The following is a 22,651-nucleotide window of genomic DNA, read 5'->3' as shown; positions in this document are numbered from 1 at the left end:
GAATGCTGAAGGGGACCTGCCATTGCGGCGCCGCCCACTGGACCCTGGAGGGCGACCCCGACCCGATCACCGCTTGCAACTGCACGCTTTGCCGCCGCTACGGCACGCTGTGGGCCTATGATTTTGTCGACGAGCGCATCCGCGTTGCGGGACCTCTGCGTTCCTATGCACGCGCCGGGAAAAACGAGCCCTCGCTCGAAATCCTGTTCTGCCCGACCTGTGCCTGCGTGCTTGCGTGGCGCGGCTTGCGCAGCAGCGACAGCGGCCGCACGCGGATCGCCGTCAATGTCAGGCTGGCGCCGCCCGAGGCGGTCGCCGACCTGCCGATCGATCATTTCGACGGGCTCGAAACCTTTGACGACCTGCCACGCGATGGACGCTGCGTGCGCGACATGTGGTTCTAGAAAATGGTGCGCGAAACCTCACGCTCGACGGCGGGCGTCAGCCCGTCACCGGCGTCGCCGGAAGCCTGCTTGGGCGAGCTCTCGACGGGCGCAGCCGGTCCGTCCGGCATGACGACGAGCTGCGGTGCCTGCTTGTAGGAAAAGCCGCCCCTGATGTTGCCCATCTTGCCGGCGACGATCTCGACCACCGCCTGTTCGAGCTTGCGGTCATAGCGGGTTTCGGCCACGGCCGGCGCGGCGATGACAGCCAAAAGAGCCGCGCCGCACAGAAGCACTCGCATTGTTTTTTAACTCCCTGCCTTGGTCGGGTTCTAGCAGGGCGGCGTTGAAAAACGGCCAAAAGACACGGTAAGCGAAACGCCAAACAGAAGCGTTAACAGAGCGTTACGGCTAGAGCGCTTGACGCAATTCCGGACGGAAAACCGCTTCACACTTTTCCTGGAATTGCTTTAGAAGCCGGCAAACCGCTTCAAAGGCGTGAGATTTTGATTCAGGCGCGCTGCGCGCGCGCGGAATGGCCGAGCGCGACAAACACCGTGCGCACGATGCCGGCGGCATCGAGCCCGGCGTCGGCATACATTTTTTCCGGTTTGGCATGGTCGGTGAACTCGTCCGGCAGCACCAGTGGCCGCACTTTCAGGCCGCTTTCCAGCAGGCCCTCATGGGCGAGGAACTGCAGCACATGGCTGGCGAAGCCGCCGACAGCGCCCTCTTCCACCGTCACCAGCACTTCGTGCGAACGGGCGAGACGGCGGATCAGATCCTCATCGAGCGGCTTGGCGAAACGGGCGTCCGCAACCGTCGTCGAAAGCCCGGCAGCGCCGAGTTCCTCGGCGGCGATCAGGCAGTCCTGCAGCCGCGTGCCGAAGGAGAGCAGCGCCACCTTGGTGCCTTCCCTGACGATGCGGCCCTTGCCGATTTCGAGCACCGAGCCGCGCTCCGGCATGTCGACGCCAACACCGTTGCCGCGCGGATAACGGAAGGCAATGGGGCCCTCGTCGTAATAGGCGGCGGTGCGCACCATGTGGCGAAGCTCCGCCTCATCGGCGGCCGCCATGACGACGAAGCCCGGCAGCGTCGCCAGGAAGGTGGTGTCGAAGGCGCCGCAATGGGTGGCGCCGTCGGCGCCGACAAAGCCGGCGCGGTCGATGGGGAAACGCACCGGCAGTTTCTGGATCGCCACGTCGTGGACGACCTGATCATAAGCGCGCTGCAGGAAGGTCGAATAGATAGCGGCGAAGGGCTTGTAGCCTTCGGTGGCGAGGCCGGCGGCAAACGTCACCGCATGCTGCTCGGCGATGCCGACATCGAAGGTCCGGGTCGGAAACGCCTCGCCGAACAGATCGAGGCCGGTGCCGTTCGGCATGGCGGCGGTGACGGCGACGATGCGGTCGTCGGCGTGCGCTTCCTGGATCAGGCTTTCGGCGAACACCTTGGTGTAGGCCGGCGCATTGGCCGGCGCCTTGGTCTGCGCGCCGGTGATGACGTCGAACTTGTTGACGCCATGATATTTGTCGGGCGCGGCCTCGGCCGGGCCGTAGCCCTTGCCCTTCTGGGTCACGACATGGATCAGCACCGGGCCGTCGGCATGGTCGCGGACATTCTTCAAGACCGGGATCAGATGTTCGAGATTGTGCCCGTCGATCGGCCCGATATGGTAGAAGCCAAGCTCCTCGAACAGCGTGCCGCCGGTGACGTAGCCGCGCGCATGCTCGACCGCCCGCGTGATGGCGCGATCGGCGCGCTTGCCGAGATAGGAGGTCAGCTTCTTGCCGAAATCGCGCAGGCCGAGATAGGTCTTGCCCGACGCGAGCCGCGCCAGATAGGCGCTCATGGCGCCGGTCGGCGGGGCGATCGACATGTCGTTGTCGTTGAGGATGACGATCAGGCGGGCATCGAGCGCGCCGGCGTTGTTCAATGCTTCAAATGCCATGCCGGCCGACATGGCGCCATCGCCGATGACGGCAATGACATTGTTGTGGCCGCCCGAGAGATCGCGCGCCATGGCCATGCCGAGGCCGGCGGAAATCGAGGTGGAGGAGTGGGCGGCGCCGAACGGGTCGTATTCGCTCTCGGCGCGCCGGGTGAAGCCGGACAGGCCGCCCTCCTGGCGCAGCGTGCGGATGCGGTCGCGGCGGCCGGTCAGGATCTTGTGCGGATAGGCCTGGTGGCCGACATCCCAGATCACGCGGTCTTCCGGCGTGTTGAAAACATAGTGCAGCGCCACGGTCAGTTCGACGACACCGAGGCCGGCGCCGAGATGCCCGCCCGTATGCGAGACGGCATCGATCAGCTCGGCACGCAGCTCCGAGGCCAGCTGCGGCAGCTCGCTTTCGTCAAGCTTCTTCAGGTCGGCTGGAATGCGGACCTTGTCGAGAAGCGGCGTGTGCAGCGTTGCGTTCACTGTTTAGGAGCCTGCCCAGCTATTTTCGTTCATGCGCGTTGATCATGGGCGAAATATGCCTCCGCCCGCCGAATGTAAATGCGTGTCAGTGACGCGGGTGTTGCTGACGTTAATTGTCCGGTAACGGAATGAACTCTTCCTCATCTCCAGGAACGATATCGAAGCGGCCCGTCTTCCATTCCTGTTTGGCCTGTTCGATACGCTCCTTCGACGACGAGACGAAATTCCACCAGATGTGGCGTGGGGAGCCGAGCGAGGCGCCGCCGAAGAGCATGAAATGAGCGCCGCGTTCGGATGAGACGACCAGTTCGTCGCCGGGGCGGAACACCAGCAGACGCTCGGCCGGAAAGCGGTCCCCCGATATCGAGACATCGCCGTCCAGCGTGTAGATGGCGCGTTCCTCGGCGTCGGCTGGAATTTTCACACTGGCGCCGGGCGCCAGGCGCAGATCGGCGTAGAGCGTCTCGGTGTCGGCTCTTACCGGCGAGCGCAAGCCAGAGAAATCGCCGATCACCACGCGACCGCTGACGCCTTCGGCGTCGATTTCGGGCAGATGCAGCGCCGCGGTGTTCTCGAACACCGGCGCCACCTCCTCCTTGCCGTCGGGCAGCGCCAGCCAGGTCTGCAGGCCGGAGACCGACATCGGCGCGCCGCGCAGTTCTTCGGGCGTGCGCTCGGAATGAACGATGCCGCGGCCGGCGGTCATCAAATTCACGTCGCCGGGCTGGATGACCATCTCGGTGCCGAGCGAGTCGCGGTGCCTGATCTTGCCGTCGAACAGATAGGTGACGGTGGAAAGCCCGATATGCGGGTGCGGCCGGACATCGAGCGCCTGGCCGGCGCGCAATATGGCCGGACCCATGCGATCGAAGAAGATGAAGGGACCGACCAGGCGCCGCTTTGCCGTCGGCAGAGCGCGGCGAACCTGAAAACCGTCAATGTCCTTGGCGTTCGGAATGACCATCAGCTCAATCTGGTCGCTGGCGAAGGCGTCACCAGGCTCAGGATCCCTGCCGGGGAAAAAACTCATCTGGATATCCTCAGGCGAAGCGCAGCGCCGATTTGGCTTTTGCCTTGGCTGCCACCTCTTCGCGATTGCGCGGATGATGGTTGGTTTCGAGCGAATGCAGCAATTCATGCGCCGATTCAGCGATCGCCTCGACGGCGCGGTCGAAGGCCGCCTGGTTGCGCTGCGAAGGGCGCGTCGTTCCGCTCAATTTGCGCACGAACTGAAGGGCGGCGTCGCGGATCTCGTCATGGGTTGCCGGCGGATCGAAGTTGAACAGGGTCTTGATGTTTCTGCACATGCTTGAACTCCTTACCTGCTTTCTCTGCCCGCCCCGTTTGACAAATTACTCCGCGTCGAGCGGCTCGGTTCCCACCGGCTTGCCGTCACGCGACAGCCTGATCTTCTCGACCTTGTCTTCAGCCGACTTCAGCAGCCGGTCGCAATGGGCCTTCAGCGCCTCGCCGCGTTCATAGATCCTGATCGACTGGTCGAGCGGCACGTCGCCGCGTTCGAGATCATCGACGATCTTTTCCAGCGCGTCGAGTGCCTGCTCGAAGCTCATCGCCTTGACGTCTTCATTTGCTTCGCCAGCCATACTCTATCCCTTCATCAGCCGCCCGACATGGGCAGCGACCGAAAATGCCAATCCCTGCAGATCGTAGCCGCCCTCGAGCAGGCTGACGAGCCGGTTGCCGCTGTGGCGCCCGGCGCGTTCCAGCAACTGGCCGGTCGCCCAGTCGAAATCGTCCTCGCTGAGGTTGATCTCGGCCAGCGGGTCGCGATGATGGGCGTCGAAGCCGGCGGAAATAATGATCAGGTCAGGCGCAAAATTGTCGAGCGCCGGCAGGACACGCGACAGCAAGGCATCGCGGAACATGTCTGAGCCGGTCTGTGGCGCCAGCGGCGCGTTGACGATATTGCCGGCGCCGGTTTCGGTCTTGGCGCCCGTGCCAGGATAGAGCGGCATCTGGTGCGTAGAGCAGTAAAGCACTGACGGATCGTCCCAGAAAATGTCCTGCGTGCCGTTGCCGTGGTGCACATCCCAGTCGACGATGGCGACGCGTTCGGCGCCATGTTTCTTCTGCGCATAGCGCGCCGCGATCGCCGCGGTGTTGAACAGGCAGAACCCCATTGCCGTGGTCTTTTCGGCGTGGTGGCCGGGCGGTCGGGCGGCGACGAAGGCGTTGGCGACACGACCCTCGAAGACGTCGTCGACGGCGGCATTGGCCGCACCGATGGCGGTGACCACCGCTTGCCAACTTTTCGGGCTGGCGCTGGTGTCGGCGTCGATCGGGGCAATGCCACTCTCGGGGATCGCGGCGCGGACGCGGGCGACGAAATCCTCGGGGTGGGCATAAAGGATGGTGTCCTCGTCACCTTGCGGCGCCGTGACCCGGTCGAGCGCCGCAAAGGCCTCGTCGTCGAGCACGCGCTCGATGGCGCGCAAGCGGTCGGGTCGCTCCGGATGACCGGGCGGCGTCAGATGTTCGAGGAAGATCGGATGGGTGTAGAGCCTTGTGACCATGACCCGATATAGGCGCGCCCGGCCGCTTTGACCATGGTTTGACGCCGCGCCGCCCCGACGTTCAACAGGGTTTAGGTGCTCGGCTGCGTCCAGCGCGAGCCGCCGAATGAGGCCAGCGCCTTGTCCCTGAGCTCCCGGAACTTGGACGACGCCTCGGCCAGCCGCTGGTCCCATTCGGCGTTCGGCGCCTGGCCTTCAATGGTCCTGAAATAAACCTGCATCAGGCAGGCGATGGCGAAGGGTTCGATGAATGCCGCCTTGAAGGCCCAGGCCAGCAGGATCGCCAGCACGAAGGCCCAGCCGCCGAGCTGCCCCGGAATGAACCACATGATGGCGGCGGCCGGCGCCAGCATAAGCAGGAAGATGACGAAGGACACGCCCCACATGATCACCGCCAGCCAGACGGCGTTCTTGACCATGGTCTTGCCGTTCTGGGCATAGAGCACGACGCCTTGCCGCGCCGTCTCGAAGGGCGAGGACGAGTTGATGCGGATGTTGTAGCCGAGGATGATCTCGTCGACATAGGTCAGCGACAGGCGGATGACCGTGTTGATGAAAGCGACCAGGCCGCCGAGGCCCGGAATGGGCAGGAAGGCGGCGATGCCGCCGATCAGGCCGGTGATGGCGCGAATGGCGCCCTTGACCAGTTGGTCGAGCACGAAAAGGATGTTGGCCTCGGCGAAACGCTCCTTCACCACATCCCTGGCGTAGGCGATCTGGTCCTGGCCATTGGGAACGTCGCGGCCGTCGATCAAATGGACCATGACGGCGATATGCCCGGCCTTGACGACATAGAGGATGTATTCGCGGACCCAGTAGAGCGCGATCGAAACGACGCCGATGCCGACGATGCCGCCCCAGAGAGCAAAGGACAGCGGCCCGTCAGGATCGGTGGAGATGTGGCCGACACCATAGCCAACGGAGGCGCCGCTGCCGGTCGCCACGATATAGGCCAGCGTGATGCCGAAATAGACGATCATGCGAAAGACGATGAACGGCCATGTCCTGATCATGATGGACACCGACCTGCCGATATCAAAATCCCACATGCGCCCGAATCTCCCCTCAGAGATGGCTGGGGAGGATGAGCCTAGGCCGAAAATTGTCAATCTCGGCAAATGCCGGGTCTCGGCCGGTGAGATTTCAGACCGGCTGCGGACCCTGCTTCTTCAGCAACCCTTCGAGCAACTGTTTGAAGGCCGCCACCACGGTCTTCGACGTCGCTTCGGGGTCGCTCGAATTGGCGATGCGCTGCGCCGCCTGGCTGCTGGCGCCGTTGATCAGGCGCGCGGCGGTTTCGGGGTCGACGCCTGGCACGACCGTCCCCTCTTCCTGCAGTCTGGTCAGATGATCGGTCATTGAACCGACACAGGCATTGGCATTCGGCCATTGCGCCGGATCCCCAAGCACGGCCGGGCCGTCCCTGAACATGATGCGCTGGATTTCCGGCTCCAGCGCCATCTCGATATACGTCGTGCATTCGTCGACGAAACGCTGCCAGCGGCTGGGCGCCCTCGATGCGATCTCATCTATGCGAACCGCCATCTCGCCGTCGATTTCGGCGATGACCGCCTGCAGCAGCCCCTTCTTGTCGCCGAAATGATGGTAGAGCGCGCCGCGCGTCAGCCCGGCCGAGGCGGTGAAATCGTCCATCGACGCCTCGGCATAGCCGATCGTACCGAAAGCATTGCGGGCCGCCGTGATCAGCTTGGCGCGCGTTTCGGCGATCATCTCCTTGCGGGGTCTGTGCATGGTTCTGGCCTTATTCACATACGCATCGTATGCCAATTGACATACGCCGCGTATGCACTATCTTACAATCATACGCATCGTATGTAATTGTTGAATTGGCCTTTGTCGAGGAGCCCGCAATGCAAAACCCCTACGCCGAAATCTTTCGTGCCCCCGGAGCCAAGGGCTTTGCCAGCGCCGGCTTCCTGGCGCGCCTGCCGATCGCCATGGCGCCGATCGGAATCGTGGCGATGCTGTCGCAAACGCATGGCGAATACTGGCTGGCCGGCGCCGTCGCGGCGACCTTCGCGCTGAGCAATGCTTTCGTTGCACCGCAAATCTCACGGCTGGTCGACCGGCTCGGCCAGACGCGCATCGTTGTTCCCACCACCATCGTCACCGTGATCGCCTTTGCGGTACTGATCGCGGCAGCCAATCAGGACTGGCCGCTATGGACATTGTTCGTGTCGGCATTGGCGGCCGCCGCCATGCCCAGCATGCCGGCCATGGTGCGCGCGCGCTGGACCGAGATTTTCCGCGGCCGGCCGCAGATGAACACTGCTTTTGCCTTCGAGTCGGCTGCGGACGAACTCGTCTACATCGCAGGCGCATCGCTGTCGGTGGGCTTGAGCGCCGCCCTTTTCCCGGAGGCTGGCGTTCTGGTCAGTACGTTGTTCCTCGCCATCGGCTCGACAGCTTTCATCCTGCAGCGCTCGACCGAGCCGCAAGTGCGGCCGGTGGATCATGTCACAAGCGGCTCGGCAATCCGGATGCGGCCGGTGCAGATCATCACCTTCGCCCTGATCTTCATCGGTGCAACCTTCGCGACGACGGAAGTGAGCACGGTGGCGATCACCAAGGAACTCGGCCAACCCGGCGCCGCCAGCCTCGTCATCGGCGTCTATGCGCTGGGATCGTTCGTGCTCGGCCTTGTCGTCGGCGCCCTCAACCTGCAGGCACCGCTGCAGCGCCAGCTGGCCATCGCGGTCGCCCTCGTTGCGCTCGGCACGCTGCTGCCGCTCACCGCCGGCACCGTGCCGCTGCTGGCGCTGGCCGTGTTCATCAGTGGCGTGGCGATCTCGCCGACCTTCATCACCGCCTTCGGCCTGATCGAGCGGCACGTGCCGGAAGCGATGCTGACCGAAGGCATCACCTGGGTGATGACCGGGATCGGCATCGGCATGGCGCTCGGCTCGTTTGCCGCCGGCGCGGTGGTGGATGAATTCGGCGCCCGGAACGGGTTCTGGGTTTCGGTGGCGGCCGGCACTATCGCATTGGTCACGGTGCTCGCGGGCCAGCGCAGCCTGGCCACCCACACATGCGAGCTGGACGGATGCGACGCAGCAGCCGTTCCCGCGGAATAGAAGCACATGCGTCCGGTTCAGTTCACAGACCGGACGCAGTTTTGTTTGATAAGCCCGGCTTCCTAGGACTGTTCAAGCCTGGTGCGAATCTCGTCCCCGTCAACAACGACAACAGGACTCCCCAATGCCTCGACCATATCCGGGTTCAGATGGGGTATGGTTTCAGCGCGCCCGACCATCGGCAGGCATTCTCCGGCGCAATAGACGGCGGAATTGGTGGCACGAAGAATTTCCCACAACGCATCGTAGAGGCGCGGATCATCCGGCGGCCGCGCGATGGTGAAGCCGGAACATTGCGAGGCGTCATCGGGGTCCAGATTGAGATAGAGGTCCGCCGACGAAGCAACGTCATAGGTGACGACCCAGCATGAGAATTCAGCTTCACGCCTGGTGATGAACGGCGCGAAGGCTTCCTCGATGATCGAAGTGGGGAAGTAGCTCTCTTCGCCACCTTCAAAGCAATTGAGGTATGCCTCGAAGCTCATCCGATTGCCCCACCACCCTAGATAATTTCGGTTTTGGCGATGTGTATTCCAAAGCCCTCGAGACCGACATAGTGGCGTTCGCGCGAGGCGATCAGATTGATCGAGGAAATGCCGAGATCCTTCAGGATCTGGGCGCCGAGGCCGATTTCGCGCCATTCGTTTTCGCGGCGGCGCGCCTCTTCATGGTCCTCGCGGTCGCCGCTCTGCGGCCGCTTGCGCTCCTGGTGGGCGACGCCGACGGAGCCCTCCCGGAGATAAACGATGACGCCGCGCTTGCGCTCGCCCATCGCCTTCATGATGCCATCGAGCCGGTGGCTGGTACCGAACACGTCGGTCACAACATCCTCCGAATGCAGCCGCACCGGCACGTCCTCGCCGTCGCGGATATCGCCGAAGACGACGGCGACATGGTGCATGGAATCCCAGGGCAGCGTGTAGGTGAAGACCTGCGCCTTGCCGCCGAGCGTGTCGATTTCGGAGCAGGCGACGCGCTCGACCAGCGTTTCCTTGCGCTGCCGGTAGGCGATGAGGTCGGCGACCGAAACCTGCTTGAGGCCGTGTTCCTCGGCAAAGCTTGCGACCTGCGGACCGCGCTTGACGGTGCCGTCGTCATTGACGAGTTCGGAAATGACGCCAACCGGCGGCAGGCCGGCGAGCTTGCACAGGTCAACCGCGGCTTCTGTATGGCCCGAGCGCATCAGCACGCCGCCTTCGCGCGCGATCAGCGGGAAGATATGGCCGGGACGGACGAAGTCGGAGCCGCCGACATTGCCATTGGCGAGGTTGCGCACGGTCAGCGTGCGGTCCTCAGCCGAAATGCCGGTGGTGGTGCCATGCTTGAAATCGACGCTGACGGTGAAGGCGGTGGTGTGGGCGGAATCATTGTCGGCCACCATCGGCGACAGATTCAGCCGCTTCGCCTCCTCGCGCGGCATCGGCGTGCAGACGATGCCGGAGGTGTGGCGGATGATGAAGGCCATCTTTTCCGGCGAGCAATGCACGGCGGCAACGATCAGGTCGCCCTCATTCTCGCGCCCGTCATCGTCCATGACGACGACGATCTCACCGCGCTCGAATGCGCGGAGGGCTTCGACGATTTTCTTCTGGTCGTAAGGCATGGACGCTCGCTTCGCTCGCAGGGCAGTAGGGGAATAGGGCAGTAAGGCAGTAGGGAAAAGAAAAATCTGGCTGTGTTCGGCGGGCTGCGTTGCATATTGCCCTACTGCCTTACGGCCCTATTCCCCTCCCTTTCCCGTCTGTCCTCGATGCCGCAGATAATGATCGGCGATCGCGCAGGCAACCATGGCCTCGCCGATCGGCACCGCGCGGATGCCGACGCAGGGGTCGTGGCGGCCTTTGGTCATGACATCGACGTCGTTGCCGTCCTTGTCGATGGATTTGCGCGGCGTCAGGATCGACGAGGTCGGCTTGACGGCGAAACGGGCGATAATCGCCTGGCCGGTAGAGATGCCGCCCAAAATGCCACCGGCATTGTTGGACAGGAAGACCGGCTTGCCGTCATTGCCCATGCGCATCTCATCGGCATTCTGTTCGCCCGTGATGCGGGCGGCTTCGAAACCATTGCCGATCTCGACGCCCTTGACGGCGTTGATCGACATCAGGCCGGACGCAATATCCTGATCGAGCTTGGCGTAGATCGGCGCGCCGAGGCCGGCCGGCACGCCGTCGGCGACGATTTCGATCACCGCTCCGACCGAGGAGCCGGATTTGCGGATGCCGTCGAGATAGCTGGTGAAGACCGGAACCGACGCCGGATCCGGGGTGAAGAACGGGTTTTCTGCGTCGCCAATAAAATTCCAGTTCCAGTTGGCGCGGTCGATGGATTTCTCGCCCATCGAGACCAGCGCGCCGCGCACCACCATGCCGGGCACCACCTTGCGGGCAAGCGCGCCGGCTGCCACGCGCGCTGCCGTCTCGCGCGCCGAGGAACGACCGCCGCCGCGATGGTCGCGCACGCCGTATTTGACGTCATAGGTGTAGTCGGCGTGGCCGGGCCGGTACTGGCGGGCGATCTCGCCATAGTCCTTAGAGCGCTGGTCGACATTCTCGATCAGCATCGAGACCGGCGTGCCGGTGGTGATCATCGTCTCGCCGTCGTCGTCGAGGATGAAGCCCGACAGGATCTTCACCTCGTCCGGTTCGCGGCGCTGGGTCACAAAACGTGACTGGCCGGGACGGCGCTTGTCGAGTTCGGCCTGGATTTCGGCCCGCGTGAAGCGGATGCCGGGCGGGCAGCCGTCGACGACGCAGCCGAGCGACGGGCCATGGCTTTCGCCCCAGGTGGTGACGCGGAAGAGATGGCCGAACGTGTTGTGAGACATGGAATTTGCCCTGCCCGGCAGCGGAACCGGATCAAGGGTGCCTTCTATTGGCGTTTTCCACAGCGGTCAAACTGTGATCCGGCGGTTTTAGTTTTGACACATTCGGTTGGTTTCTGCTCTCTTCCATCCGCCCGTTGAAAGCTCGCCGCCACCCGTGCAGGCGCAATGACAAAGAGGACGACGATGCGTACCCTGATCGGCGCTGCTGCCGCCATGTTGCTGATTTCCACCGCCGCCTATGCCGGCCAGACCGAAGGCCTGATCAAAAAGGTCGACAAGGACGCGCTGACGCTGACGCTGGAGGACGGAAAGTCCTACAAGCTTAACGCCGAGACCGATCTCGACTCGCTGAAGCCCGGCATGGATATCGTGATCGCCTATGACGTGACGAATGGCGAGAACGTCGTCACCGACATGGAACTGCCTGATACCGAGTAAGGCCGACACCGAATAGGACAGCATCGAACAGGGTTTTTCGCCCTGCGGACAAAACAGGACGGACGTCCTGTTTGTTCGGCCGCTCGATGCTCCGGCTATCTCTTTGATTCACGCAATTCCGGACGGAAAACCGTTTCACACTTTTCCTGAATTGCTTAGCCTAAAGCCACCCCAGACGCCCGTCTTGCAGCCTGAGCACGCGGTCCTGCGGCACTTCCAGCCTCGCCGCTTCGTCTTCGGAAGCACCTTCCACCATCCGAAACAGGGTCCGCACGACGCCGCCATGCGTGACGCAGACCGTCTGGCGATCCAGCGCTTCGAACCACGGCTTCACCCGTTCGAGAAGCATCTGGTAGCTTTCGGCGCCCTCGCCCGGCGGCTGGAAATTCCATTTGTCGCGGCGGCGCGGCTTGACCGAGCCTGGGCTGCGCGCCTCGAGTTCGGCAAAGGTGTACCCCTGCCAGTCGCCGAAATGCACCTCGACCAGGCGCGGGTCGGTACGAAAGGCGTCGGGATCGAGCCGCATTGCCAAGCGTAGCCGCTGCATCGTCTCGCGCGTCCGCTTCATCGGGCTGGCGACAAAGTCGAAATCTTCGGGCTTCTGGATCAGTTCGGCCAGGCGTCGTCCGTTGCGGGTCGCCTGCTCGCGGCCGAGTTCATTGAGGTCGGTGTCGGCCTGCCCCTGCAGCCGGAACTCGGCATTCCACTGCGTCTGGCCGTGGCGCACGATGTAGACGAGCGGAACCATCAGGTCTTCCGGAAAGCAGGACAGACGGGCAGAGATTGCGGCAGGACTATTCCTTGACGGTCGAAATATCCGGCGCGTCGACCGCCTTCATGCCGACGACGTGGTAGCCAGAATCGACATGGTGCACTTCGCCGGTGACGCCACGCGACAGGTCGGACAGGAAATAGACGCCGGAATCGCCGACTTCTTCCTGGGTGACGGTCTGCTTCAGCGGCGAATTGTACTCGTTCCACTTCAGGATGTAGCGGAAATCGCCGATACCCGAAGCAGCCAAGGTCTTGATCGGCCCGGCCGAGATGGCGTTGACCCGGATCTTCTTGCCGCCGAGATCGACGGCGAGATAGCGCACGCTGGCTTCGAGCGCGGCCTTGGCGACACCCATGACGTTGTAATGCGGCATCACTTTTTCGGCGCCGTAATAGGTCAGCGTCAGCAGCGAGCCGCCATCGGTCATCAGCGCCTCGGCGCGCTTGGCGATGGTGGTGAAGGAATAGACCGAAATGTCCATGGTGCGCAGAAAGTTGTCGCGAGTCGTCTCGACATAGCGGCCGGTGAGTTCGTCCTTGTCGGAAAAAGCGATGGCATGGACGAGGAAGTCGAGCTTGCCACCCCAATGCTTGGCGACATTGGCGAAAACCTCGTCGAGGCTCGCCGGGTCGGTGACATCGCAGTGGCCGGCGACAAAGGCGCCCAATTCCGCCGCAAGCGGCTCGACGCGCTTCTTGAACGCTTCGCCCTGATAGGTCAGCGCGATCTCGGCGCCGTGGTCGACGCAGGCCTTGGCGATGCCGTAGGCGATCGATCTGTTGTTGGCGACGCCCAGTATAAGCCCGCGCTTGCCGGCCATAAGGCCCTGTCCACCCGCCATGTCAGCGCTCTCCGAAAGATTTTCTGCTTTGGAGTGCCTATCGCACAGGCAGAAAGGCGCATCAAGCGCAGACGGAGCGCGCGTTCAATTCAGACACTCGGCAAACAGCGATTGGGGGTGTGTAACGTGTTTGTGAGCTTCAAATGGCTCAGGCCAGCGCGCCTCGACGGCCCAGGCCCGCGACCGACCAGCCGAATCGGCTGGTCGGCACCGGATGCGACCCTATTCCGTCACTTTGCGCCAGGGAATGAGCATTCCCACCTGCTTGCGGTAGAGGCGGTACTGATCGCCGAACATCGCGACGAGATCGCGTTCCTCGAGGAAGATGCCGAGCAGGATGTAGCCGGTGCTGCCTGCAGCAAACAGAAGATGGCCCCATGTCATGGACGGCGTCGCCCAGAAGGCCAGGAGAAAGCCGACATAGATCGGGTGCCGGACCCATTTGTAGAAAAGCGGCGTCCTGAACACCGGCTGCGGCAGTTCGGTCTTGCGCAAAGCCGCGAAAACCTGGCGCAGGCCGAACAGCTCGAAATGGTTGATCAGATAGGTGCTGATCAGCAAGACGGCCCAGCCGAGCCAGAACACGCCATGGAGGACGGCGACCCAGAACGGGTTCTCGACCGTCCAGACCGGGCCGGGGATCGGCCGCCATTGCCAGTAGAGCAAAAGCAGGATGAGGCTGGCCAAAAGCACATAGGTGCTGCGCTCGGCCGCGTGCGGGACAATCCGCGCCCACCAGCGTTTGAACACCGGCCGCGCCATGATGCTGTGCTGGGCGGCGAAAAGGCCGAGCAGCAGCACGTTGACGATGACAGCTTCGATCGGACTTCCCACGATCCCTGAATCGATCGATTTCGGCACGGCAATGTTTCCGACGAAACCAACCGCATAGAGAAACGAACCGAGAAATATCAGGTATCCGGCAACGCCGTAGATAAGGGTGATTACGCCCGCCATGACTGCCCCTCCATGCAAGCATCAAAATTCGGTCGGTCGACCGAATTCACGTCAAAAACCATAAATTTTATAACGAGTCAACTTGATCGGTCGCTCGACCGAGATATGGTGGCGACACGTCCAGCCCCGGACAGGAGAACCGATGACCCGCCCAGATTGTGCCGATTCCAACGGCAGGCAAACGGCATGACGGACGCTGCCAAAGCCGTCGTCCCGCCCCAGAATAAGCAAAAGCGCGACACGCGTGCCGAACTGATTTCGGCAGCCGAGTTGTGCCTGTATCGAGGTGGCTATGCCGATCTGTCGACGCGCCGGGTCGCCGAGATCGCCGGCGTTCCGCTCAGCCAGATCCACTATCATTTCGGTTCCAAGGAACGGCTGTTCCTGGCCCTGCTCGACCATCTGAATGAGGGGCTGTTAAAGCGCCAGGCGGAGACGTTTGCAGCACCGATGCCGCTGTGGCGGCGTTGGGAGCGCGCCTGCGATTTCCTCGATGATGATCTGGCCTCCGGCTATGTCCGCATCCTGCACGAGATGATCGCTGCAAGCCTGTCGAGCCCCGAAATCGCCAAGGCGGTGCGCCGCGACCTGCGCGGCTGGTTCGAACTGCTGGACGGACTGGCGCAAGAGGCGGAGCGGCGGTTCGGCGGCCTCGGGCCATTCTCCGCCGCCGAAGTGACCAGCCTGGTCAGCGCTGCCTTCCTCGGCAGCGAGACGATGATCCTGCTGGAGATCGAGAGCCCGCATGTCCCGGTGCGGCAGGCCTTGCGCCGCTTCGGCGAAACCATCCGGCGCATGGAGGAAGCGGCTTCGGGCAGCTAGCAGGCGAAATGCAGCCGCGTCAGCCTTTGCGGCCGCGCATCAGCGCTTCGAGCTCGCTGTCGCCGCCTTCCGGCAGCATGATGCGGACATGGGCGTAGAGATCGCCATGGCCGCCGGTCTTTTCCGGCAAGCCCCTGCCCTTCAGCCGCAGAACCTTGTCCGAACTCGACCAGGCCGGGACATTGACCGCCAGCCTGCCGGTCGGCGTGTCGACCGGCACCTTGGCGCCCAGCACCGCATCGGCCAACGCTACCTCCAGATCGGCATGCAGGTCGCGACCTTCGATGCGGTAGCGCGAATGCCGGCGGATGTGGATCTTGACCAGCGCATCGCCCGGCTGCCCCGGTCCCTGCTCGCCCTGGCCCTTCAGCCGGATGGTCTGGCCCTCCTCGACATAGGCCGGCAGCTTGACCGCGATCTTGCGGCCGTCTGGGAACATAGCCGTCACCTTTTCGGCGGTCGCCATCTCCTCGATGGTGACGTCGAGCGTCACGTTGAGGTCCGCTGCCTGCACCGGCTGGCGGCGGTCGCCGGCGCCGCGCGCGCCGGAAAAAGCGTCGCCAAAGATCTGGCTGAAGATGTCGCTGTTGCCGTCGAACGGATCGCCACCCGGACGGCCCGAGCGGAATTCGAAGCGCGAGCCGCCGGCGCCCTGCTGGCGGCGAAAGCCGCCAAACGGATCGCCGCCACCGGCCGCGCCCTCAAAACCCTGGAATTTCGGCTTGCCGTCGGCGTCGATCTCGCCGCGGTCGAACGCCGCACGGTTCTTCTCGTCGCCAATGACCTCATAGGCCTGGTTGGCCGCGGCAAACCGGTCCTTCGCCTTGGGATCATTCGGATTCTGGTCCGGATGATGCTTCTTGGCGAGTTTGCGGTAGGCCGATTTTATGTCCTTGGCCGATGCGTTCTTGGCAACGCCCAGCACCTCATAGGGGTCGCGCATGCGTCCTGCCCTGGAAAAAGAGTGAATCCATGTTGCCCCCTATATGCGCTCGCATAGGAAGAAATTCCAGTAGCGCATAGCCACATAGACGGCGAAATTGAAGCACGACTGGCCGTCTAAGACCACCGATGCTAGGCTGAAGGCATGACACGCGAGGCTGCGATAGCTCGATCGGAGGCATACTTCGATTCCGGCGCCTTTCGGGAGGATTTGGCCCGTCGGATCAGCATGCCGACAGAGAGCCAGAACCCTGATCGCGAACATGTGCTGGTCGAGTACATCGAGGCTGAGATAAGGCCTGCATTCGAAGTGCTTGGCTTTGCTTGCCGAACGCTTAATCAGGACGGCTGGCCATTCTTTTTCGCCGAACGAACAGAGGACGCGGCACGTCCGACGGTACTTGGCTATGGCCACGGCGACGTGATCCGCGGGTTGGATGACGAGTGGGATGAGGGTCTTTCACCGTGGCGTCTGACCGAACGTGACGACAGATGGTACGGTCGCGGCGTCGCCGACAACAAGGGCCAGCATTCGATAAATGTCGGCGCTCTTCGAGCCGTGATCGAGACACGCGGAAGGCTCGGCTTCAATGCCAAGTATCTGATCGAAATGGGGGAAGAACGGGTCTCGCCCGGCCTGCGGGAACTGGCCAAGACCCACAAGGAACTATTCCGATCGGATGTGCTGATCGCCTCGGACGGCCCTCGCCTCTCCGTCGAAAGGCCGACCGTGTTTTTGGGTTCGCGCGGCTCTATCTCCTTCGACATCTGGATTGATGCGCGGAAGGGCGGCCATCATTCGGGAAACTGGGGCGGTCTGCTCTCGGATCCAGCCATTCAACTTGCCCATGCTATTGCGAGCATCACCGAACCGACCGGAAAAATTCGGATTCCGGAGTGGCTTCCGACAAGCATTCCCGACGATGTGCGACACGTGCTTGCGGACTGTGAGGTGGAGAGCGGCACGGAGGAGCCCAAGATCGATCCCGACTGGGGCGAGCCTGGCCTGACCTCCGCGGAGAAGGTTTTTGCGTGGAGCTCATTTTCGGTGCTGGCCTTGGAGGCGGGGAATCCGAGGATGCCTGTTGGTGCCATCCCGCCCCGAGCCTGGGCGCGTTGCCAGCTTCGCTTCGTCATCGGGGTGGACGTGCAGGACGTCCTCCCTGCCTTGCGCCGCCATCTGGACCGCAACGGATTTTCGACCGTGCAGATTGCCAAAGCACGCGATGAAGTTTTTCACGCGACGCGACTGGATACGAGGCACCCATGGGTCAGTTGGGTGGTCGATTCGATCGCCCGCACGACGGGAAAGAAACCCGCTATTCTGCCGAGCCTCGGCGGGTCACTTCCGAACGACATCTTCTCCGAAATTCTTGAAATGCCTACCATTTGGGTCCCGCATTCTTATCCCGGGTGTTCGCAGCACGCGCCCAATGAGCATCTGCCGGTTGCCATTGCCCGAGAAGGGTTGGGGCTGATGGCAGGACTTTACTGGGATTTGGGCGAGCCGAACGGACAGCCAATGACTCGCTCAGGCCTTCGGAAAGCAGACATTGATGTCGAGGCCACTTGAGGTCGGCTCTTGGCGTATAGTCGCCCATCGATGTGGGCCAAACATGCAGTCTGGAGCACTTAAAGCGCCTTGAAATCCTGCATGTGCCAGCCGCCGGCGCTGGCCATGCACAATTCACCCTTGAACAAAGCGACGCCGTCGAAGCTTTCGCGCGAGGCGGTGAAGCTGCGGCAGGTCTGGCCATTGTCCTGCAACTCGGCGAGTTCCGTGATGGAGCCGCGCGAGCCGGTATCGGCATTCGCCCACGGCACTGGCTGGCCGCGAAGCTCCTCTATGTCGGCTGAAGAGACCGCATTGCCGATCGTGGTCTGGTCGGAAGCGTTATCGGCGTCCGTCGATGTCGCCTGCGCCGGCGCGCTCGAGGTGACGATGGAGCGGTCGACCTCGGCTTTTTCCAGGCTGAAGCCGCCGGCGCCGCAGGCGGCAAGCGGCAAGGCGACGATCACGATCACGGCTTTCGAACTGGCCGAAGCGAAAGCGCTCCATTGCCTGCTGTCAAAAGCTTGCGCGATACGCGACAATCGGCAACCTCCTGAGATTCGAGACAATTTGAGAAAAACTATGAGTGACACCGAGTTAACAACTGGTGACTTTACCGAGGCCGCCGAGCCGTTCCGGCTCTTTGCCGCCTGGCTGGCGGACGCCAAAAAAAGCGAAATCAACGATGCCAACGGCGTCGCGCTGGCAACCGTCGATGCCGACGGCATGCCGGATGTGCGTATGGTGCTGCTCAAGGGGTTCGATGAAAGCGGTTTTGTCTTCTACACGAATTTCGAGAGCGCCAAGGGCCGCGAGCTTCTTGGCAGCATGAAGGCGGCGATGTGCTTTCACTGGAAATCGCTGCGGCGCCAGGTGCGCATCCGCGGGCCGGTGGAGATCGTCAGCGACGCGGAGGCGGACGCCTACTACGCGACGCGGCCGCGTGGCAGCCGCATCGGCGCCTGGGCCTCGAAACAGTCACGGCCACTGGAAAGCCGCTTCGCGCTGGAGAAAGCGGTGGCCGAATACACGGCGCGCTACCCGATCGGCGAAATTCCACGGCCAAAGCACTGGTCGGGCTTCCGCATCGTGCCACAGGCGATCGAGTTCTGGCACGACCGGCCGTTCCGGCTGCACGACCGCCTGCTCTTTTCGCGCAATGCCGAAGGCGGCTGGGACAAGACGCGGCTTTACCCCTGACGCTTGTGAAATGGCGCAGCGATCCTAAGCTGATCCGGCTGCAAAGGGAGAATCCAATGAGCCTGTTCCTGGCCTTTCTCGGTGTCTCTTTCATCGTGCTTGCGACGCCCGGTCCCGACACCGCCATCACCATCCGCAACACGCTGCTTGGCGGGCGTGCAGCCGGCGTCTTCACCGCGCTCGGCATCTCCAGCGGCCAGACGATCTGGGCGCTGGCCACCAGCGCCGGTATCGTCGCCCTGCTGGTCGCCTCGGAGCCGCTCTTCCTTGCGGTCAAATACGCGGGTGCCGCCTATCTGGTCTATCTCGGCTTCAAGGCGCTGCACGAAGCGCTTTGGCCCTCCCGTCAGCAGAACATGGCTGAAGTCACGAGGCCGGCACGGCGGCTGACGGCGGCGACCGCCTACCGCCAGGGGCTGATCAGCGATCTCGGCAATCCCAAAATGGCAGTGTTCTTCGCCAGCCTACTGCCGCAATTCGTACCGCCCGGCGGGGAAAGCTTTGCGGCGCTGCTCGGTCTCGGCGTGGTTTTCGCCGTCATGACCTTCGCCTGGCTGGCGCTCTATGCAACGGTCGTGGCCAAAGCGGGGGATTTCCTGCGCCGGCCATCGATCCGCCGCACCATCGAAGGCGCGACCGGAATTGTGCTGATCGGCTTGGGCATCCGCATCGCGGCCGAACACCGGTAGCGGCTCATCCGTCCAGGCGGCATCAGACGCCTATGACTATGCCACCATTTGCGGCAGGTTGAATGGTGTGATGATCCGGGAATCACGGCGACAGCGTTGGAGATCAATCCTTTTCCAGCTGGAACAGCAGGAAATGCGGCCGCTCGCTGGCAACGCCGAGCGCCGGCCTGATCGACTTGGTCGCCTCCTTCGGCACCAGGAACGTCTCGCGCAGATTGAGCGTGTCGCCGGTCTTGGCGCCGGAGAAGATCGCCGAAATGCAGGTCTGCACATTGTCCGGCGTTCTCAGCGAGACAATGGACGTCGGCGACCAGCGCCGTCCCTCGGCATCGATCAGCATCACCTTGCAGCCAAGCCATAGCTTCTGCAGGTCGGGATCGCCCACGGTCACCGAAAAATCAGCCAGCACCGGTACGGAATCGGGCGGCAGGTTCTTCATGCCGAAGGCGCCGCGCAGATCGGTCAGTTTCCAGTCGCTGCCGCCGAAATGCGCGCTCTGGCCCCAGGCGACGCGGCGCGGATAGAGATCATTGTCGGCCAGCAGCGCCTTGACGCTGTCATAGGCTTCGACGGCCAAGGTCAGGGGGATGAGCACAAGCAGGGCCAAAAGGCTGCGGCGGCGCCACTTTTTCTCGCCAACGCCCTTGTCCTGAACCATATCCTGCGCGGTCATTTCGCTTGTCCGTCAATGGGCTGGGTCAGATCGAGCGTGTCGACGGTGCCGGCAGGCATGCCGTCGGACAAGGCAGCGACCGGCCCAATCGAAATCTCGGCCTGCGAATCGAGCGCCGCCATCAGCTTGCTCGAGATCAGCACCGTCGCGTTGCCGGCCTCCTCCGGCCTCACCTCGAAGACCAGTCTTGCCTTCCTCGGCAGGCCGGGATCGACAGTGACCGGCAGAAAGCCGTTGTTGATGAAGGACAGCCGCTCGGTGTGGTCATAGATCAATCCCGTCGATCCGCGCCAGGACGCGATCGCGACGGTTGTCGACGCAGCCCTGGCCTCGAACGCCACCGTCACCACCGCCCATACGCCGCCGGTGGTCAGCACCTTCGTCTCGCCGAACCGGTCCGTCTTCAGCTTGCGCGCAAACTCAAGCTTTTCGGCGCGAACCTCGAAGCTGCGACCGACGATTGTATCTCCGACCTTGCCGCGTACGGGGATAGGGCCGATCAGATCGCCATAATGCGGCTTTGAAATCTGCAGGCCGTAGCAGAATGCTACAGCGACAAGCAGCAAAACGAGATTGGCCAGTCTGCGCATCATGGCTGGCCTCCAGTGTCGGACACCACAGGAACAGTCAGCGTGCCGACCGGGCTCGGATTGAACCAGCCCGGCAGGCCGTAAAGGTTGTCGCGCTGTTTGTAGGTCTTGCGGATGACCGTCAGGCCGAGGCTTGCCGGGGCTGCCGCACCATCCGGCAGATCCCAGATATAGGCCATGCGCTCCGGCATGCCGGGATGCAGTTCCGGCGACAGTGTCTCGTCGCGCGTCAGCACGATGTACGGTTTTGTTGCCGGGTCGAGCAGCGGCCGGGTTGCCTGGAGGAGCTCGAAATAATCCTTCGTCGATTGGGCCGTGCGGTTGGTCATGTCGACCTCGAAGACCAGCGCCTTGGTCCCCGGCTTTCGCAAGGTGCCATAGACATATTTTCCTGCGCTGACATAGGCCTTCACCGGCCGCAGCAGCCATTGCCCGGTTTCGATCGGATTGGCCGGAGTCAGAACTGGCACTTGCGCGTGCCTTGCCTCGAAGGCACCGAGCACACCGGCAACGGCAATCGCCGCCGCCGTGCCGATGCCGGCGGCGAGCCATGCTTTCAGCCGTGAGCGGGCACTCTCAAGCATTCTGCGCCGCCCCCGCCGGACTGGCCGGCTGCGCCGTCTCGCCGGTCTGGCGCTTGGGCAATGCGAATGCGGTTTCGAGGATCGCGGCGAGGAAGCAGATCCGCAGCGGCTCGACCAGAATGCCGGTCGAAGAGTCCTGGAAAGAACTGCCGAACAGCAGCGAGACACCCTCGGACAGCACCTGCCAGGTGTCGAGGTCGTGTGGGCCGATGATGCGGGTCATGCCCAGCCACGCCCAGGCCGCCAGCCAATCGATCAGCCGATAGCCGACGATCAGCGTAAGCATGAGAACGACGCCCGAACTCAGCGTGATGCGCACGCCATTGGCGATCGGCAGATAGCGCGAGCGATAGCCCGAGATGAAGTGCTCGACGAAGTCGCGCATGAACTTCGGAATGGTGCGGTAGCGGGCGCCGAGGCGCTCGACCTGTTCGTGCACGCGAAGCAGTTCCTTGTCGTCGCGCACGTCATAGCCATAGATCAGCGCCGTCATGACCAGCCAGATCACCGGCAAGAGCATGAAGAAGAACAACGCGACGAGCTTTGTCGACGTTTCGATGGAGGTGACCTCGACCGGAACCATCGGATCGGCAAAGGCGGTGGAAACCGGATTGGCCACGCCGTCAGCTGTCGCCTGCAGGACGGAAAAAATGTTGCGGCTCATGATCCAGCCGACGATGTCGTCCTTCCAGCGCGAGATGACGTAAAGACCGACGAAGATCCAGTTGGTTTCGCAGACGACCACGACGATCTGCCATAGGGATTTTGCCCCGCCGCGCTTCTGCATCGCCTGGGCCAAACGCCTGACCAGCCAGGAGATGACGACGGAGAACACCAGCCAGCGCGAGTCCAGGACATCGAGGACGTTGCCCGCGCCTTCGCCGAACGGCGCCATGTCGAGGGTGACGCGCGAGTATTGCCGCACCGTGTCGCCGAGAAAGCCCCAGGCGGCGTAGTAGGCGAAGAACGGCAGCAGCGCGACGGTGACCATGCGCGTCAGCCGCGAAGCACCGCTGCCCGTTTCGGCACCTGTCTCGCCGGATACCTGCCCACGCGCCGCCTGCTGCGCGGCGCGGATCGCCGGCAGGCCGGGAAGCAGCGTCTGGAACATGGCGACGGTGACAATGAGCTGTGTCAGCGCCACCAGCGTCAGCAGCGCCAGCCCGGCCATGTGGTTGAGGAAGGCGGTGCGCGCGGCGATCTGCATGAACAGATCGCTGCCGACAATGCCCAAAAGCACCATGGCGACCAGTTGCGGCCAGAAGCGCCACCAGAGCCTGAACGTCAGGCCGAGCGGCTTCAAAACATCGGCAAGCATCGGACG

At 63.1% G+C, this 22,651-nt stretch carries 27 protein-coding genes; 7 read left to right on the top strand and 20 right to left on the bottom strand.

Translation table 11 applies throughout. The features are described from left to right. The first annotated feature begins 2 nt into the window (after positions 1-2). Entirely contained in the window at positions 3-404 is a 402-nt protein-coding gene (locus ACYHH6_RS15190) for a GFA family protein (RefSeq protein ID WP_352584600.1), read from the top strand. On the opposite strand, the gene ACYHH6_RS15185 is transcribed toward ACYHH6_RS15190, so the two are convergent. The 8 genes from ACYHH6_RS15185 to ACYHH6_RS15150 all read right to left on the bottom strand — a co-directional run bounded on the left by ACYHH6_RS15185 (position 401) and on the right by ACYHH6_RS15150 (position 7,094). Then, the gene (locus ACYHH6_RS15185; RefSeq protein WP_352584599.1) at positions 401-685 is read right to left on the bottom strand and encodes a hypothetical protein; all 285 of its coding nucleotides are present in this window, start codon (positions 683-685) and stop codon (positions 401-403) included. The two genes, ACYHH6_RS15190 and ACYHH6_RS15185, sit on opposite strands and share 4 nt — an antisense overlap. A 209-nt stretch (positions 686-894) precedes the next feature. After that, positions 895-2,808, bottom strand: coding sequence for a 1-deoxy-D-xylulose-5-phosphate synthase (dxs, locus tag ACYHH6_RS15180; RefSeq protein ID WP_352584597.1), 1,914 nt, complete (start codon positions 2,806-2,808; stop codon positions 895-897). Between the two features lie 109 nt (positions 2,809-2,917). After that, positions 2,918-3,838, bottom strand: coding sequence for a pirin family protein (locus tag ACYHH6_RS15175; protein WP_352584596.1), 921 nt, complete (start codon positions 3,836-3,838; stop codon positions 2,918-2,920). A gap of 10 nt (positions 3,839-3,848) precedes the next feature. Continuing rightward, positions 3,849-4,115, bottom strand: a complete 267-nt coding sequence (locus ACYHH6_RS15170; protein ID WP_112563862.1) for a DUF2277 domain-containing protein — start codon at positions 4,113-4,115, stop codon at positions 3,849-3,851. Positions 4,116-4,160: 45 nt separating this feature from the next. Further along, positions 4,161-4,412: an exodeoxyribonuclease VII small subunit gene (locus ACYHH6_RS15165; RefSeq protein WP_142866766.1), complete on the bottom strand. Its 252-nt coding sequence runs from the start codon at positions 4,410-4,412 to the stop codon at positions 4,161-4,163. A gap of 3 nt (positions 4,413-4,415) precedes the next feature. Beyond that, on the bottom strand, positions 4,416-5,342 hold the full coding sequence (locus tag ACYHH6_RS15160; RefSeq protein WP_352584594.1) for a histone deacetylase family protein: 927 nt from the start codon (positions 5,340-5,342) through the stop codon (positions 4,416-4,418). Positions 5,343-5,413: 71 nt separating this feature from the next. Beyond that, the gene (locus ACYHH6_RS15155; protein WP_352584592.1) at positions 5,414-6,391 is read right to left on the bottom strand and encodes a hypothetical protein; all 978 of its coding nucleotides are present in this window, start codon (positions 6,389-6,391) and stop codon (positions 5,414-5,416) included. Between the two features lie 94 nt (positions 6,392-6,485). After that, complete coding sequence (locus ACYHH6_RS15150) at positions 6,486-7,094, bottom strand: TetR/AcrR family transcriptional regulator (RefSeq protein ID WP_352584590.1); 609 nt, start codon at positions 7,092-7,094, stop codon at positions 6,486-6,488. Positions 7,095-7,213: 119 nt separating this feature from the next. On the opposite strand from ACYHH6_RS15150, the gene ACYHH6_RS15145 reads away from it, so the two are divergent. Beyond that, entirely contained in the window at positions 7,214-8,437 is a 1,224-nt protein-coding gene (locus tag ACYHH6_RS15145) for an MFS transporter (RefSeq protein ID WP_352584588.1), read from the top strand. Between the two features lie 62 nt (positions 8,438-8,499). On the opposite strand, the gene ACYHH6_RS15140 is transcribed toward ACYHH6_RS15145, so the two are convergent. From ACYHH6_RS15140 to aroC, 3 genes are all read right to left on the bottom strand, one after another. Next, positions 8,500-8,922 (bottom strand): hypothetical protein, encoded by a 423-nt coding sequence (locus tag ACYHH6_RS15140; RefSeq protein WP_352584586.1) that lies wholly within the window; start codon positions 8,920-8,922, stop codon positions 8,500-8,502. Positions 8,923-8,939: 17 nt separating this feature from the next. Then, a complete protein-coding gene (gene ribB / locus ACYHH6_RS15135; protein ID WP_352584584.1) occupies positions 8,940-10,040 on the bottom strand; it encodes a 3,4-dihydroxy-2-butanone-4-phosphate synthase in 1,101 nt (366 codons plus the stop codon). 117 nt (positions 10,041-10,157) lie between these two features. After that, complete coding sequence (gene aroC / locus ACYHH6_RS15130) at positions 10,158-11,264, bottom strand: chorismate synthase (protein ID WP_352584582.1); 1,107 nt, start codon at positions 11,262-11,264, stop codon at positions 10,158-10,160. Between the two features lie 183 nt (positions 11,265-11,447). On the opposite strand from aroC, the gene ACYHH6_RS15125 reads away from it, so the two are divergent. After that, on the top strand, positions 11,448-11,702 hold the full coding sequence (locus tag ACYHH6_RS15125) for a DUF1344 domain-containing protein (protein ID WP_023747552.1): 255 nt from the start codon (positions 11,448-11,450) through the stop codon (positions 11,700-11,702). 160 nt (positions 11,703-11,862) lie between these two features. On the opposite strand, the gene ACYHH6_RS15120 is transcribed toward ACYHH6_RS15125, so the two are convergent. From ACYHH6_RS15120 to mddA, 3 genes are all read right to left on the bottom strand, one after another. Further along, on the bottom strand, positions 11,863-12,450 hold the full coding sequence (locus tag ACYHH6_RS15120) for a histidine phosphatase family protein (RefSeq protein ID WP_352584580.1): 588 nt from the start codon (positions 12,448-12,450) through the stop codon (positions 11,863-11,865). 46 nt (positions 12,451-12,496) lie between these two features. Continuing rightward, positions 12,497-13,318 carry an enoyl-ACP reductase FabI gene (gene fabI, locus ACYHH6_RS15115; protein WP_352560112.1) on the bottom strand — a complete coding sequence of 274 codons (822 nt, stop codon included), beginning with the start codon at positions 13,316-13,318 and terminating at the stop codon, positions 12,497-12,499. Between the two features lie 222 nt (positions 13,319-13,540). Beyond that, positions 13,541-14,275: a methanethiol S-methyltransferase gene (gene mddA, locus ACYHH6_RS15110; protein WP_352584578.1), complete on the bottom strand. Its 735-nt coding sequence runs from the start codon at positions 14,273-14,275 to the stop codon at positions 13,541-13,543. 186 nt (positions 14,276-14,461) lie between these two features. On the opposite strand from mddA, the gene ACYHH6_RS15105 reads away from it, so the two are divergent. Further along, positions 14,462-15,097, top strand: a complete 636-nt coding sequence (locus ACYHH6_RS15105; protein WP_352584576.1) for a TetR/AcrR family transcriptional regulator — start codon at positions 14,462-14,464, stop codon at positions 15,095-15,097. A gap of 19 nt (positions 15,098-15,116) precedes the next feature. Here the strand turns inward: ACYHH6_RS15105 and ACYHH6_RS15100 are convergent, their stop codons facing one another. After that, positions 15,117-16,040, bottom strand: coding sequence for a DnaJ C-terminal domain-containing protein (locus ACYHH6_RS15100; RefSeq protein ID WP_112563839.1), 924 nt, complete (start codon positions 16,038-16,040; stop codon positions 15,117-15,119). Positions 16,041-16,184: 144 nt separating this feature from the next. Between ACYHH6_RS15100 and ACYHH6_RS15095 the strand changes: the two genes are divergently transcribed. Beyond that, positions 16,185-17,612, top strand: a complete 1,428-nt coding sequence (locus ACYHH6_RS15095; protein ID WP_352584573.1) for a M20 family metallopeptidase — start codon at positions 16,185-16,187, stop codon at positions 17,610-17,612. 59 nt (positions 17,613-17,671) lie between these two features. Here ACYHH6_RS15095 and ACYHH6_RS15090 read toward each other — a convergent pair whose 3' ends face one another. Further along, positions 17,672-18,133 (bottom strand): RT0821/Lpp0805 family surface protein, encoded by a 462-nt coding sequence (locus ACYHH6_RS15090; RefSeq protein ID WP_352584572.1) that lies wholly within the window; start codon positions 18,131-18,133, stop codon positions 17,672-17,674. Positions 18,134-18,173: 40 nt separating this feature from the next. Between ACYHH6_RS15090 and pdxH the strand changes: the two genes are divergently transcribed. After that, a complete protein-coding gene (pdxH, locus tag ACYHH6_RS15085) occupies positions 18,174-18,791 on the top strand; it encodes a pyridoxamine 5'-phosphate oxidase (protein WP_352584570.1) in 618 nt (205 codons plus the stop codon). A 56-nt stretch (positions 18,792-18,847) separates the two neighbouring features. Continuing rightward, complete coding sequence (locus ACYHH6_RS15080; RefSeq protein WP_352584568.1) at positions 18,848-19,480, top strand: LysE family translocator; 633 nt, start codon at positions 18,848-18,850, stop codon at positions 19,478-19,480. A 103-nt stretch (positions 19,481-19,583) separates the two neighbouring features. Here ACYHH6_RS15080 and ACYHH6_RS15075 read toward each other — a convergent pair whose 3' ends face one another. From ACYHH6_RS15075 to ACYHH6_RS15060, 4 genes are read right to left on the bottom strand one after another with little or no spacing between them, the layout of a single operon-like run. Next, the gene (locus ACYHH6_RS15075) at positions 19,584-20,153 is read right to left on the bottom strand and encodes a hypothetical protein (RefSeq protein WP_352584566.1); all 570 of its coding nucleotides are present in this window, start codon (positions 20,151-20,153) and stop codon (positions 19,584-19,586) included. After that, the gene (locus ACYHH6_RS15070; protein ID WP_352584564.1) at positions 20,150-20,746 is read right to left on the bottom strand and encodes a hypothetical protein; all 597 of its coding nucleotides are present in this window, start codon (positions 20,744-20,746) and stop codon (positions 20,150-20,152) included. The genes ACYHH6_RS15075 and ACYHH6_RS15070 overlap by 4 nt, the downstream gene beginning before the upstream one ends. After that, the gene (locus ACYHH6_RS15065) at positions 20,743-21,327 is read right to left on the bottom strand and encodes a hypothetical protein (protein ID WP_352584562.1); all 585 of its coding nucleotides are present in this window, start codon (positions 21,325-21,327) and stop codon (positions 20,743-20,745) included. Before ACYHH6_RS15065 ends, ACYHH6_RS15070 begins: the two co-directional genes overlap by 4 nt. Then, positions 21,320-22,645, bottom strand: coding sequence for a hypothetical protein (locus tag ACYHH6_RS15060; protein WP_352584560.1), 1,326 nt, complete (start codon positions 22,643-22,645; stop codon positions 21,320-21,322). Before ACYHH6_RS15060 ends, ACYHH6_RS15065 begins: the two co-directional genes overlap by 8 nt. Positions 22,646-22,651 lie beyond the last annotated feature (6 nt).

Source organism: Mesorhizobium sp. P171375 (assembly GCF_057786075.1).
This window is presented reverse-complemented; position numbering and strand designations above follow the sequence as displayed.

What these genes read in the sequence shown, in the direction of transcription:
- ACYHH6_RS15070 (WP_352584564.1), bottom strand. Translation starts at nt 20,746, where the DNA reads ATGATGCGCAGACTGGCCAATCTCGTTTTGCTGCTTGTCGCTGTAGCA.
- ACYHH6_RS15190 (WP_352584600.1), top strand. Translation starts at nt 3, where the DNA reads ATGCTGAAGGGGACCTGCCATTGCGGCGCCGCCCACTGGACCCTGGAG.
- ACYHH6_RS15165 (WP_142866766.1), bottom strand. Translation starts at nt 4,412, where the DNA reads ATGGCTGGCGAAGCAAATGAAGACGTCAAGGCGATGAGCTTCGAGCAG.
- ACYHH6_RS15065 (WP_352584562.1), bottom strand. Translation starts at nt 21,327, where the DNA reads ATGCTTGAGAGTGCCCGCTCACGGCTGAAAGCATGGCTCGCCGCCGGC.
- ACYHH6_RS15155 (WP_352584592.1), bottom strand. Translation starts at nt 6,391, where the DNA reads ATGTGGGATTTTGATATCGGCAGGTCGGTGTCCATCATGATCAGGACA.
- ACYHH6_RS15140 (WP_352584586.1), bottom strand. Translation starts at nt 8,922, where the DNA reads ATGAGCTTCGAGGCATACCTCAATTGCTTTGAAGGTGGCGAAGAGAGC.
- fabI (WP_352560112.1), bottom strand. Translation starts at nt 13,318, where the DNA reads ATGGCGGGTGGACAGGGCCTTATGGCCGGCAAGCGCGGGCTTATACTG.
- ACYHH6_RS15150 (WP_352584590.1), bottom strand. Translation starts at nt 7,094, where the DNA reads ATGCACAGACCCCGCAAGGAGATGATCGCCGAAACGCGCGCCAAGCTG.
- ACYHH6_RS15095 (WP_352584573.1), top strand. Translation starts at nt 16,185, where the DNA reads ATGACACGCGAGGCTGCGATAGCTCGATCGGAGGCATACTTCGATTCC.
- ACYHH6_RS15175 (WP_352584596.1), bottom strand. Translation starts at nt 3,838, where the DNA reads ATGAGTTTTTTCCCCGGCAGGGATCCTGAGCCTGGTGACGCCTTCGCC.
- ACYHH6_RS15170 (WP_112563862.1), bottom strand. Translation starts at nt 4,115, where the DNA reads ATGTGCAGAAACATCAAGACCCTGTTCAACTTCGATCCGCCGGCAACC.
- ACYHH6_RS15160 (WP_352584594.1), bottom strand. Translation starts at nt 5,342, where the DNA reads ATGGTCACAAGGCTCTACACCCATCCGATCTTCCTCGAACATCTGACG.
- ACYHH6_RS15060 (WP_352584560.1), bottom strand. Translation starts at nt 22,645, where the DNA reads ATGCTTGCCGATGTTTTGAAGCCGCTCGGCCTGACGTTCAGGCTCTGG.
- ACYHH6_RS15080 (WP_352584568.1), top strand. Translation starts at nt 18,848, where the DNA reads ATGAGCCTGTTCCTGGCCTTTCTCGGTGTCTCTTTCATCGTGCTTGCG.
- ACYHH6_RS15185 (WP_352584599.1), bottom strand. Translation starts at nt 685, where the DNA reads ATGCGAGTGCTTCTGTGCGGCGCGGCTCTTTTGGCTGTCATCGCCGCG.
- ACYHH6_RS15105 (WP_352584576.1), top strand. Translation starts at nt 14,462, where the DNA reads ATGACGGACGCTGCCAAAGCCGTCGTCCCGCCCCAGAATAAGCAAAAG.
- aroC (WP_352584582.1), bottom strand. Translation starts at nt 11,264, where the DNA reads ATGTCTCACAACACGTTCGGCCATCTCTTCCGCGTCACCACCTGGGGC.
- pdxH (WP_352584570.1), top strand. Translation starts at nt 18,174, where the DNA reads ATGAGTGACACCGAGTTAACAACTGGTGACTTTACCGAGGCCGCCGAG.
- mddA (WP_352584578.1), bottom strand. Translation starts at nt 14,275, where the DNA reads ATGGCGGGCGTAATCACCCTTATCTACGGCGTTGCCGGATACCTGATA.
- ACYHH6_RS15100 (WP_112563839.1), bottom strand. Translation starts at nt 16,040, where the DNA reads ATGCGCGACCCCTATGAGGTGCTGGGCGTTGCCAAGAACGCATCGGCC.
- ACYHH6_RS15120 (WP_352584580.1), bottom strand. Translation starts at nt 12,450, where the DNA reads ATGGTTCCGCTCGTCTACATCGTGCGCCACGGCCAGACGCAGTGGAAT.
- ACYHH6_RS15075 (WP_352584566.1), bottom strand. Translation starts at nt 20,153, where the DNA reads ATGACCGCGCAGGATATGGTTCAGGACAAGGGCGTTGGCGAGAAAAAG.
- ACYHH6_RS15145 (WP_352584588.1), top strand. Translation starts at nt 7,214, where the DNA reads ATGCAAAACCCCTACGCCGAAATCTTTCGTGCCCCCGGAGCCAAGGGC.
- ribB (WP_352584584.1), bottom strand. Translation starts at nt 10,040, where the DNA reads ATGCCTTACGACCAGAAGAAAATCGTCGAAGCCCTCCGCGCATTCGAG.
- ACYHH6_RS15125 (WP_023747552.1), top strand. Translation starts at nt 11,448, where the DNA reads ATGCGTACCCTGATCGGCGCTGCTGCCGCCATGTTGCTGATTTCCACC.